This is a genomic window from Pseudomonas sp. CAN1 (assembly GCF_030462585.1).
In the GTDB taxonomy this organism is placed as follows: Bacteria; Pseudomonadota; Gammaproteobacteria; order Pseudomonadales; family Pseudomonadaceae; genus Pseudomonas.
Genome location: NZ_JASMRU010000061.1, coordinates 1 through 11727 on the forward strand (window position 1 = coordinate 1; position 11727 = coordinate 11727).

The following is an 11727-nucleotide window of genomic DNA, read 5'->3' on the forward strand; positions in this document are numbered from 1 at the left end:
ACCATCTCCACCAGCCGGCGCGCGACCTCCTCGGTGCGCCCTTCCTGGCGCAGGCGCATGAAGCTGGCGGGGCGGACTTTCCTGAATTCGTTCATAGGCGGCAATGCGCGGAGCGCGGACGCTTCCTGCGCGGCAAATTCCTGTTCCTGGGTTGATAGCGAAGTCTACCGACGCTCCACGCCATCCTACGAAGAGCCGCCGGCACCTTCGGGACGCAGGATCAGACACCCCAGCGGCGGCAGGTCCAGCGCCAGTGACTGGTTCTGCCCATGGGACTCCAGCGGGTCGCTGTCCACACCCCCACGGCTGCCCGCGCCGGACCCGCCGAAGCTGTCGGAATCGCTGTTGAGCAGCACCTGCCAGCGCCCCGCCTGGGGCACTCCGATGCGGTAGTTGGGGCGCGGCAGCGGGGTGAAGTTGTGCACCACCAGCAGCGGCGCGCCGTCGCCGGCCAGGCGCAGCCAGGCGTAGACGCTGTTGCGCGCGTCATCGCCGATCAGCCAGTGGAAGCCCTCGGCGCGGTCGTCGAAAGCGTGCAGCGCCGGCTCCTCGCGCAGCAGCTGGTTCAGCTCGCGGACCAGCGCCTGGGCGCCGAAGTGCTCGGCGTAGCGCAGCAGGTACCAGTCCAGCTGGCCGTCGTGGTCCCACTCGCGCCACTGGCCGAACTCGCAGCCCATGAACAGCAGCTTCTTGCCCGGGTGAGTCCACATCATCGCCAGGAACAGCCGCAGGTTGGCGAACTGCTGCCAGCGGTCCCCCGGCATCTTGCCCAGCAGCGAGCCCTTGCCGTGCACCACCTCGTCGTGGGAGATGGGCAGGATGAAGTGCTCGGAGAAGGCGTAGAGCAGGCCGAAAGTCAGCTTGTTGTGGTGATGGCCGCGGTTGATCGGGTCCTCGCGGATGTACGCCAGGCTGTCGTGCATCCAGCCCATGTTCCACTTGTAGGCGAAGCCCAGGCCGCCCTCTTCCGTCGGTTTGCTGACCCCCGGCCAGGCGGTGGACTCCTCGGCGATCACCAGCGCGCCCGGTGCCTCGGTATGGACCACGCTGTTGAGATGGCTGAGGAACTCGATGGCTTCGAGGTTCTCGCGGCCGCCGTGGCGGTTGGGGATCCACTCACCGTCCTTGCGCGAGTAGTCGCGGTAGAGCATCGAGGCCACTGCATCCACCCGCAGCCCGTCGATGTGGTACTCGCGCAGCCAGTGCAGCGCCGAAGCCAGCATGAAGCCGTGCACCTCGTTGCGGCCCAGGTTGTAGATGTAGGTGTCCCAATCCTGGTGGAAGCCCTCGAAGGGGTGCGCGTACTCGTACAGCGAGGTGCCGTCGAAGTGCGCCAGGCCGTGGGCATCGGTGGGGAAATGCGCCGGCACCCAGTCGAGGATCACACCGATCCCGGCCTGGTGGCAGCGATCGACGAAACGGGCGAAATCCTCCGGGCTGCCATAGCGCGCAGTGGGCGCGAACAGCGACAGCGGCTGGTAGCCCCAGGAGCCGCCGAACGGGTGCTCCATGATCGGCATCAGCTCGATGTGGGTGAAGCCCAGGTCGCTGATGTAGGGCAGCAGCCGGTCGGCCAGTTCGTCCCAGCTCGGCGCGCGGTTCTCCACCCATTGCCAGGAACCGGCATGCAGTTCGTAGATCGACAGCGGCCGGTCGACGCCCTGGCGTGTACCGCGCTGCAGCATCCACTCGTCATCGCTCCAGGCGAAAGGCGTCGGGTCCGCCACCCGCGAGCCGGTGGCCGGAGGCATTTCGGTGGCCAGGGCCAGGGGGTCGGCCTTGAGCGGCAGCAGGCCGTCCTGGCCGAGCAGCTCGTACTTGTATACCTCGCCCTGCTGCAGGCGCGGGATGAACAGCTCCCAGACCCCGGCCGGATAGCGCAGGCGCATCAGGTGGCGGCGGCCGTCCCAGCCATTGAAATCGCCGACCACCGAGACCCGTTTGGCATTGGGCGCCCACACGGCGAAGCGCACGCCGGGCACTCCCTCATGGTCCATCACCTGGGCGCCGAAGCACTTGCCCAACTGGCGGTGATTGCCTTCGGCGAACAGATAGAGGTCCAGCTCGCTGAGGGACGGGCCGAAGGCGTACGGGTCCTCGCTGAGCTGTTCGTGCTCCGGCCAGTGGATGCGCAGACGATACGGGGTCTTCTGCGGCAGCCGCGCCACGAACAGCCCACTGGCATCCAGCGCTTCCATGGCGACGAGGAATTCGTCCTCGGGCGACAGCAGCTCCACCGCCAGCGCGCCGGGGAGCCAGGCGCGGACCAGTTCGCCCTGGGCGTCGCGATGCGGCCCGAGGAAGGCGAAAGGGTCGGCGTGGTCGGCACGCTGCAGGTGGTCCAGGTCGTCGAACAGGGTCATTTGTTTCCTCCAAGCAGGTGTCGCGCCAGTTCGAACAGTCCCTGCAGCGGGACTTCCAGCCAGTCGGGACGCTGGCCGGCCTCATAGAGCACCTCGTAGGCGGCCTTCTCCAGGCTGAACAGGGCCAGTGCCGCGCCCTCGCCTTCGCGGCCACGCCATTCGTGGGGCAGGTCCACCGCTGCCGCGCGGTAGGCTTCGAGGAAGGCGTCGCGCGCTTCGCGGCGGTAGCGCAGGGCCAGCTCGGCGCGGGCCGTCTGTACTTCCCCGGCCTCCTCGGTGCCCTGGGCGTTGCGCAGGGCCATGGCGGCGGCATAGTCGAAGGAGCGCAGCACACCGGTGACATCCTTCAGCGGGCTGTGGCGTTGGCGGCGCTCGGCCAGCGGGCGATTCGGCTCGCCTTCGAAATCGATGAGGAAGGCGTCTCCCTGCACCACCAGCACTTGCCCCAGGTGCAGGTCGCCGTGGACGCGGATCATCACCCCGCCCTCGGCCAGCCGCGCCAGGTTGGCCACCGCCTGCAGCAGCTCGCCGCGTTTCTCCAGCAGCCAGTCGATCATCACCCCGCCACCTTCGTCGAGGTGCTGCCGCGAGCGCTGCAGGGCCTGCAGCGCCTGATCGAGCTGGGCGCCAATGCTGCTGGTCCAGGCCGCGCTGTCCGCGGTGGCGCTGCGGTGGATGCCGAATTCCGGCACGTCGGTGGCTTCGGCCAGCAACTGGTGCATCTCGCCCAGGCGCTGGCCGAGCTTGCCGGCGAACAGGCGCAGCTCCTCCATCACGTCGAAGCCGGTTTCTGCCGAAGGCAGCGCTCCGTCGCGCATGGCGCGTTCCAGCTGATTCAGCGTCCAGCTCCAGGCGTCACCCTGGTTACTCAGGTAGCCCTGCAACAGCATCAGGGTGTGTGGCTGGCCCTGGGCGTCGATGCGGCGCACCTCACCCAGCAGCGGGGCGATGTTGGCGAAGCCGCGCCGGCTCAGGTAGCCACCCATCTCCGCCTCCGGGTGCACACCGGGGAAGACCCGGCGCAGCAGCTTGAGCAGCAGCTTTTCGCCGATCAGCGCGGAGCTGTTCGACTGGTCGACGCTGAGCACGCGCACCTCGGCGTCCTCGCCGATTTCGCCGTAGTGCGGCAGTCCCGGCATCGGCAGGAATTGCAGTTCACCCGCCGGCCCGGCGAGGGTGGCGCTCTGCCGCAGCAGGCTCAGCACCAGGCGGCTGAAGGCCGGCAGGCTGAAGGCGTCGGTGAGCAGGCCGACCTTGCGCCCTCGGCGCAGGCGCGCCATGGCCAGCTGCTGCGGCAGCTCGTAGCCGCCGCTGCCTTTCTCCGGTACGGCGGCCAGGGGCAACTGGTAATGCTCGACGCCCTCGGCACCGCTGACCTCCACCTCCGCCAGCATCGGCGCGGCATCGTCCTCGGTGAGCGGCATGGCGTAGAGCAGATGGGCGCTGCCCGCCTCCAGGCGGCCGGCGGCGAACCAGCGGCGCTTGGGCAGGTAACGCGGCAGCGAGTCGCTTTCCAGCAGCTCGCGCGGCGCGCCATTCATGATTTCGCCCAGGCGCTGGGCCAGCACCAGGGTCGGCAGCTCGGGCATGCGTTCCACCGCCTGCACGTGCCAGGCCGGCATCTGCAGGCTGTCGGCCAGGTAGAACCAGTAGAAGCCATAGGGTGGCAGGGTCAGCAGGTAGGTCAGCCGGCCGATCGGCGGGAAGGACGCGCCGCCGAGCATCTCCACCGGCACTCGGCCATCGAACGCCGAGAGGTCCAGCTCCACCGCCTGGGCGGCGTTGGACAGGTTGGCGACGCAGAGAATCGTCTCCTCGCTGCCGCCGTCGGCCTGGTACTGGCGCAGGTAGGCGAGGATGCGCCGGTTCGGCGGCGACAGCATGCTGATGCTGCCGCGGCCGAAGGCCTTCTGCTGTTTGCGCACGCCGAGCATGCGCCGCGTCCAGTTGAGCAGCGAGTGGGCATCGCGGGCCTGGGCCTCGACGTTGACGCTGGGGTAGCCATACAGCGAATCGAGGATCGGCGGCAGTACCAGGCTGGCCGGGTCCGCGCGGGAAAACCCGCCGTTGCGGTCCATCGACCATTGCATCGGCGTGCGCACGCCATCGCGGTCGCCCAGGTAGATGTTGTCGCCCATGCCGATCTCGTCGCCGTAGTACAGCGTCGGTGTACCGGGCATGGACAGCAGCAGGCTGTTGAGCAGTTCGATGCGTCGGCGGTCGCGCTCCACCAGCGGCGCCAGGCGCCGGCGAATCCCCAGATTGATGCGCGCGCGGCGGTCGGCGGCGTAGTAGTTCCACAGGTAGTCGCGCTCGTCGTCGGTGACCATCTCCAGGGTCAGCTCATCGTGGTTGCGCAGGAAGATCGCCCACTGGCAATTGTCCGGGATGGACGGGGTCTGGCGCAGGATATCGCTGATCGGAAAGCGGTCTTCCTGGGCGATGGCCATGTACATGCGCGGCATCAGCGGGAAGTGGAAGGCCATGTGGCATTCGTCGCCGGGGCCGCCATCCGTCCCGCCAAAATAAGGGCGGGTGTCCTCCGGCCACTGGTTGGCCTCGGCCAGCAGCATGCGGTCCGGGTAGTGGGCATCCAGTTCGGCGCGGATGCGCTTGAGCACCACGTGGGTCTCGGGCAGGTTCTCGTTGTTGGTGCCTTCGCGCTCGATCAGGTAGGGAATGGCGTCCAGGCGCAGGCCGTCGACGCCCATGTCGAGCCAGTAGCGCATGACCCCGAGCACCGCGCGCAGCACCTGCGGGTTGTCGAAGTTGAGGTCCGGCTGGTGCGAGTAGAAGCGGTGCCAGAAGTACTGCCCGGCCACCGGGTCCCAGGTCCAGTTGGACTGTTCGGAGTCGATGAAGATGATCCGCGTCTGGTCGTACTTGCCGTCGTCGTCGGACCACACGTACCAGTTGCGCGCCTGGGAGCCCTTCTTCGCCCGCCGCGCGCGCTGGAACCAGGGGTGCTGGTCGGAGGTGTGGTTGATCACCAGTTCGGTGATTACCCGCAGGCCGCGCTCGTGGGCCGCATCGATGAAGCGGCGGGCATCGGCCAGGGTGCCGTAGTCCGGGTGTACGCCCTTGTACATGGCGATGTCGTAACCGTCATCGCGCCTTGGCGAGGGGTAGAACGGCAACAACCAGAGGGTGTTCACCCCCAGCTCGGCGATGTAGTCGAGCTTCTCCATCAGCCCGCGGAAATCACCGATGCCGTCGTTGTTGGAGTCGAAGAACGACTTGACGTGCAGCTGGTAGATGACCGCGTCCTTGTACCAGAGCGGGTCATCGAGAAAGGGACGGGTCTTGCGCTTGGCCATGCTCGCAATCCTCCACGGGTCACTGTTCGGGGTGCAGCCGCCAGATGCCGAACGGCAGGTGCCAGGGTTCGATGCGCAGCCACTGGCGCTTGCCGTGCCAGGTCCAGCGGTGGCCGTTCATCAGGTCCTCGCCGCCCATGGGCGCGTCATCGGGCAGACCGAACTCCCACAAGGGCAGTTCGAAGTCGGCTTCCTGGGCGTTGTCCGGGTCGAGGCTGACCGCCACCAGGATGAAGTTCGACAGGTCGGCGGTGCGCTTGCCGAACAGCAGGACGTTGTCGTTGAACGCGTGGTAGGCCTGGAAGCCGAGGTGGCTGTGCAGCGCCGGGTTCTCGCGGCGGATGCGGTTGAGCCGGGTGATCTCGCCGACGATGTTGCCGGGGGCGTGGTAGTCGCGCTGGCGCAGCTGGTATTTCTCGGAATCGAAGTACTCCTCCTTGCCCGGCACCGGGTCGGCCTCGCACAGCTCGAAGCCCGAGTACATGCCCCACAGGCCCGAGCCCATGGTCGCCAGCGCGGCGCGGATGAGAAAGCCGGCGCGCCCGGAGCGCTGCAGGAAGTAAGGGTTGATATCCGGCGTATTGACGAAGAAGTTCGGCCGGTAGCAGTCGCGCAGCGGCGGCTGGTTCAGTTCGCTGAGGTACTCCTCCAGCTCCTGCTTGGTATTGCGCCAGGTGAAGTAGGTGTAGCTCTGGCTGAAGCCGACCTTGCCCAGGCGCGCCATCATCGCCGGGCGGGTGAAGGCCTCGGCGAGGAAGATCACCTGCGGGTGTTCGCGGCGCACCTCGGCGATCAGCCATTCCCAGAACGGCAGCGGCTTGGTGTGCGGGTTGTCGACGCGGAACAGGTTGACCCCCTGCTCCACCCAGCCCAGCACCACCTGCAGCAATCCGAGCCACAGGTCGGGCACGGCGTCGGCGGCGTAGAAGTCGACATTGACTATGTCCTCGTACTTCTTCGGCGGGTTCTCGGCGTGGCGGATGCTGCCGTCGGCGCGCCAGCTGAACCAGCCGGGGTGCTGGCGCAGCCAGGGGTGGTCCGGCGAGCACTGGATGGCGAAGTCCAGGGCCACTTCCAGCCCATGCTCGCGGGCGGCGTCGACCAGCTCACGAAAGTCTTCCAGGCTGCCCAGCTCCGGGTGCACGGCCTCGTGGCCGCCCTCCTCGCTGCCGATTGCATAGGGGCTGCCGGGATCGTCCGGGCCGGCCTGCAGGCTGTTGTTGCGGCCCTTGCGGTGCTGCCGGCCGATGGGATGGATGGGCGGGAAATACAGGACATCGAAGCCCATGGCCGCGATTTCCGGCAGGCGCCGGTGGACGTCGGCGAAGCTGCCGTGCTGGCCGGGTATGCTGCTTTCCGAGCGCGGGAACAGCTCGTACCAACTGGCGAACTCCGCCAGCGGGCGCTCCACGTCCAGCTCGAAGGTCAGGCTGCGGGTCAGGAACGGGCGGTGCTCGGCGCGCTGCATCACTGCCAGGGTGCGCGGCGCCATGAACAGGCCGAAGCGCTCCTCGCGCCCCAGCTTGCCCTGCAGCTCGCGGACGATCTGCGCCAGCTCCGCCTCGCAATCCTCCGGCGCGGTCTGCAGCACGTTCTGCAGCAGCTCGATACCCTCGCGAAACTCCAGCTCCACCACCTGGCCGGCGGCATACTTCTTCTCCAGCTCGTAGCGAAAGCTCGCGTAGCTGTCGATCCAGGCCAGCACGAGGAACTCCGTACGGCCGACCCGGTTCGGGGTGATCTGCGCTTCCCAGTGGTCGTTGCCCAGGTGCTCCAGCGGCACCTTCTGCCATGGCTGGCCCTTGCCTTCGCGCCAGGCGACTTCGGCGGCCAGCTTGTCGTGGCCATCGCTGAATATCCGCGCATGGATGCGTGAGGCCCGCTGGCTGAGGGCCTTGGCGGCGAAGCGCCCGCCCTCCAGACGTGGTTCCACGTCCTCGATGACGATGCGCGCCTCATTGGCGGCGGCTTCTGCCCGGCTGGCCGGATTCTCCCGTTCCATCTCCATCGCGGCGCCCTCCTCGCTGCGGTGCGCGCAGGACTGCGCGCTCTTGGGTGGATTGGCTGCTACAGGGGTTCCGAACGGCAGGGGGCAGGCAAGTTCAGGCTAATTGCGCGAGCGGTTGTGCTCCCAGCGGCGCGGCAGGCAATGCAGCACCAGCACCGCCAGCAGGGTGCCGAGCACTGCGGTGGCCGAGTGCCCGAGTCCGACGCTGATGCCGATGGCCGTGCTCAGCCACAGGCCGGCGGCGGTGGTCAGGCCCTTCACCTCGGAGACCTGGCTGCCCTTGAGGATGGTGCCGGCACAGAGGAAGCCGATGCCGGCGGCGATGCCCTGGATCACCCGGCTGACCGCATCGGCCTGCGCCCCGCCCTCGCGGATGGCCATGACGAACAGCGCGGCACCGAGGGTCACCAGCATGTGCGTACGCAGGCCGGCGGCCTTGCCCTGGCTTTCACGCTCGTAGCCGACGATGCCGCCCAGCAGCACTGCCAGGCTCAGGCGCAGCGAAGCGCGGGTGATCTGCTCGACTTCGCTGAGGTCAGAGAATTCGGCGACCAGGGTCGCCCAGATGCGTTCCAGAGTGTCCATGCCCGGCTCTCCCGGCGGCCGCTAGCGGCGCTTGTATAAGCCCAGACAGGTGCAACGGCGATTTGGTTTTGCCGATTTGCCGGGCAGTGCCCGACCGCTCGGCGGAAAGTCCCCCGACGCATCGTGCAAGCCGCGAATTCCGTGGTCCATCACTCAACCCCTGCCGACCGCAGGCCGGGAATCGTGCCAACAGCACAGGAGACCATGGATGAGCGACGATCCTGAGAGTTTCGCCAACGCCTACCAGAGCGCGCTGGTTGAGGTAGCCCTGCCGGCCTTCGCCCGCGCCAGCGAATTCGCCCGCGAACACGGCCTGGAGTGCAGCGTGGAGTTGCTGGAAGGCCGCCGCGACCTGCCGGAGCTGAGCCTGAAGGTGCGTAATTCCTGCTACGACGCCGAATGCATCTGCCGCATCAGCGCCGACCCGCAGACCCAGCGCCTGTGCCACGAGAATCGCTGCGGCGAGACCGAAGCCGACGTGCAGCAGGTGATCGGCTCCATCGCCTCGCTAAACGAGATGGTGCTCGACACCCGCCTGCTGGAGTTCTTCCAGAGCTCCTTCGCCCTGCACCTGGACTACGCCTCCAGCCGGCATGCCGGAGGCTTCTGGTAGCAGGCCCCAGCCCGCCGATACGCCAAGGCCCCTGCTCCGCCAGGGGCCTTTTCATTGCCCGCTCGCCGGGCGCAGCGAGCCGCGAGGAATCCTGTACCATCGCCGCAACAAGAACGAGGTAGCGATGGATTCGATCCTTCCGGTGACCCTGACCCTGCTGGCGGCCAACGCCAAGCAACTCGCCATTGGCGCCGCGCTCACCAGCCTCGTCTGGTTCCTCGAATGGCTCCGGCCGGCAGGCGATGACCCCGGCCTGAAAGGTCGCTGGCACAACCTCAAGGTATTCGCCTTCCTGCTGCTGGGCCTGATGCTCAGCACGCCGCTGGTGAACTGGTGCGCCCAGCTGATCCCGGCGATTTCGCTGATCGAGCGGATAGTGCCGAACTGGCAGGACAAGGGGCTGCTCGGAGCCGTCGCGGCGACCCTGATCTACGCGCTGGTCTGGGACTTCTTCCAGTACTGGACGCACCGCCTGGAGCATCGCTTCGCCGTGCTCTGGCTGTTCCACCGCGCGCACCACAGCGATACCCAGATAAACGCCTCGACCTCGCTGCGGCAAAGCCTGGGCGGCGCGCTGCTGGGCTTCTGGTTCGCGCACATCCCCACGGCGATCATCTGTGGCGGCAACCTGCTGCCGTACCTGGGCGCGCTGGTGCTGTTCAGCGGCTGGGGCTACTTCAACCACGCCAACCTGCGCATACCGCTGGGCCCGCTCACACCTTGGCTATCCGGCCCGCAATGGCACCGGCTGCACCATGGCCGCGACGCCCGCCACCACAACAGCAACTATGCGGCGTTCTTCCCCTTCCTCGACCGCCTGTTCGGCACTTATCAGCAGCCGGCGAAGGATGAATGGGTGGCGACCGGCATCGAAGGCGATACCTCGCCCCGCGGCGCCTTCACCCAGGCCTTCCTGCCATGGGTGCAACGACCCGGACAGCAGTCAACGACGCCTCGCCTGCGCAGGCTGCGGTTTTCCGGAGAGAACCGGGCCGCAGCCGAACCCGAGGCATAGCGGATACGCCAGGAAGAAGCCTCTCGTCAGCGGCTGGCGAAAGCCTGCGCCAACTGCCAATCGCTGGAAGTGGAGCGCGGATGCTCCTGGCGATACACCCGCAACGCCTGCTCCAGCTGCGCCCCATGGATGCGCCCGGCGGAGGCAACGTAGGCCAGGGCATCGTCATGGGCCAGCTGGTAGGCGCGCGGCGCCTGGCTGCTGGATTCGCTGACCGCCGCCGTGCCGAGGCTGGTGGCGATGGTGAAGTGGTCCGAGGAGTTGCCCTTGCCGTCCATGGCGCCGGCCTGGCTGGCGCTGGCCAGCAGCGCGACGGCGAAGGCGCCGCGCCTCAGCACCCGCAGGCCACGGGGCGGGTGGTCCAGCCCATCAGCGTCTCGGGGTGGCCGGTGTGCTGGTCGTGGCGCTCTTCCAGCACTTCGAAGCCATGGCGCTGGTAGAACGCCAGGGCACCGGCGTTGGCCGAATAGACCGCCGTCTCCAGCATCGGCAGGTGAATCTTGGCATCGTCCATCAACCGCGAACCGAGCCCTTGGCCCTGGTGCTCGGGGTCGATGAACAGCGCCGCCAGGGCGCCGTCGTGCAGGCTGTAGAAACCGATCACGCGGCCTTCGTCCTCAAGGACGCGGGACGCAGCAGCAGGCAGGTAGACGTCGCGCATGTCGCCCAGGCGCTGCTGCCAGAACTCGGCCTCGATGAAGTTGTGGGCCTGTTGCGAAGCCCGCAGCCAGATATCCAGCACGCGGTCCATGTCGTCGTCGCGAAAGTCACGGATCAGCATCGGCAGCAATCTCCCGGTTCGTTGAAGTGCTCATGGCGTGGCGGGCGGCATCCTACACAAAGCAGTCACCGCTGCGCTTCCCCGCGAACTGCCACCAATCGTCGCACCTTCTTATTGTGGTCCGGCGGGCACTTTCCAGATGTCCTGGGCGTACTCGCGGATGGTCCGATCGGAGGAGAACCAGCCGACCCGAGCGGTGTTGAGCATAGAAGCTTTCCACCAGCGCGTGGGTTTTCTCCACAGCTGCTCGACGCGCTGCTGGGCGTCCCAGTAGGCATCGAAATCCGCGCAGACCATGAACCGGTCATCGTGCCGCAGGCTGTCCACCAGCGCGCTGTAGCGCTGCGGGTCGTCCGGCGAGAATACTCCGCCACCGACGGCCATCAGCGCTTCGCGCAGGCGCGGTGAATCCTCGATCTCGCGGTGCATGGCCAGCTCCCCTGCCCGTTTGCGCGCCTCCACCTGCTGGGCCTTGAGGCCGAAGATGAACATGTTTTCCGCACCGATGCGCTCGCACATCTCGACGTTGGCGCCGTCCAGGGTGCCGATGGTCAGCGCACCATTGAGGGCGAACTTCATGTTGCTGGTGCCCGAGGCTTCCAGGCCGGCGGTGGAAATCTGTTCGGAGAGGTCCGCCGCCGGGATGATCGATTCGGCCAGGCTGACGTTGTAGTTGGGGATGAACACCACCTTGAGCAGGCCGCGCACCGTCGGGTCGGCGTTCACCGTGCGGGCGATGTCGTTGGCCAGCTTGATGATCAGCTTGGCCAGCACATAGCTGGGCGCCGCCTTGCCGGCGAATATCTTCACCCGCGGCACGCGCTCGCGGGTGGGGTCGTTGCGGGCATAGAGTTCGAAGTCGTCGTAGGTGTTGCTGCGGCCCATCTGGCCCAGGTTATAGGCGAGCAGGCCCTTGACCACGACGTCGCGGGCTTGCGGGTCGATGCCGAGGGTGAAGTCGAATTGGCTGTGCATGGTGCCCTCCGGATTGGCGAAGGCGATCAGTCTAGGGAGATGCCGCGGCGATGGGTAGGCGCCTTTGGTA

The 11727-nt window shown here is 67.3% G+C and carries 8 protein-coding genes and 1 pseudogene; 2 read left to right on the top strand and 7 right to left on the bottom strand.

What is annotated here, in order from left to right:
- Positions 1-185: 185 nt before the first annotated feature.
- The 4 genes from glgB to QO207_RS30585 all read right to left on the bottom strand — a co-directional run bounded on the left by glgB (position 186) and on the right by QO207_RS30585 (position 8273).
- On the bottom strand, positions 186-2363 hold the full coding sequence (gene glgB, locus QO207_RS30570; protein ID WP_301535999.1) for a 1,4-alpha-glucan branching protein GlgB: 2178 nt from the start codon (positions 2361-2363) through the stop codon (positions 186-188).
- Positions 2360-5680, bottom strand: coding sequence for a maltose alpha-D-glucosyltransferase (treS, locus tag QO207_RS30575; protein ID WP_301536000.1), 3321 nt, complete (start codon positions 5678-5680; stop codon positions 2360-2362). Before treS ends, glgB begins: the two co-directional genes overlap by 4 nt.
- A 19-nt stretch (positions 5681-5699) precedes the next feature.
- Positions 5700-7682 carry an alpha-1,4-glucan--maltose-1-phosphate maltosyltransferase gene (locus QO207_RS30580; protein WP_301536005.1) on the bottom strand — a complete coding sequence of 661 codons (1983 nt, stop codon included), beginning with the start codon at positions 7680-7682 and terminating at the stop codon, positions 5700-5702.
- 105 nt (positions 7683-7787) lie between these two features.
- On the bottom strand, positions 7788-8273 hold the full coding sequence (locus tag QO207_RS30585) for an MgtC/SapB family protein (RefSeq protein ID WP_301536001.1): 486 nt from the start codon (positions 8271-8273) through the stop codon (positions 7788-7790).
- Between the two features lie 208 nt (positions 8274-8481).
- Between QO207_RS30585 and QO207_RS30590 the strand changes: the two genes are divergently transcribed.
- Both QO207_RS30590 and QO207_RS30595 read left to right on the top strand, forming a co-directional pair.
- Positions 8482-8886, top strand: coding sequence for a hypothetical protein (locus QO207_RS30590; RefSeq protein ID WP_301536002.1), 405 nt, complete (start codon positions 8482-8484; stop codon positions 8884-8886).
- 124 nt (positions 8887-9010) lie between these two features.
- Positions 9011-9901, top strand: a complete 891-nt coding sequence (locus QO207_RS30595; protein ID WP_301536003.1) for a sterol desaturase family protein — start codon at positions 9011-9013, stop codon at positions 9899-9901.
- A gap of 26 nt (positions 9902-9927) precedes the next feature.
- Here the strand turns inward: QO207_RS30595 and QO207_RS30600 are convergent, their stop codons facing one another.
- The 3 genes and pseudogenes from QO207_RS30600 to QO207_RS30610 all read right to left on the bottom strand — a co-directional run.
- Complete coding sequence (locus QO207_RS30600; RefSeq protein WP_301536004.1) at positions 9928-10239, bottom strand: DUF2388 domain-containing protein; 312 nt, start codon at positions 10237-10239, stop codon at positions 9928-9930.
- Positions 10233-10679: a GNAT family N-acetyltransferase gene (locus QO207_RS30605; RefSeq protein WP_301536006.1), complete on the bottom strand. Its 447-nt coding sequence runs from the start codon at positions 10677-10679 to the stop codon at positions 10233-10235. The genes QO207_RS30600 and QO207_RS30605 overlap by 7 nt, the downstream gene beginning before the upstream one ends.
- A 114-nt stretch (positions 10680-10793) precedes the next feature.
- A pseudogene (locus tag QO207_RS30610) lies at positions 10794-11627 on the bottom strand (glycogen/starch/alpha-glucan phosphorylase); the annotation flags it as partial.
- Between the last annotated feature and the right edge of the window lie 100 nt (positions 11628-11727).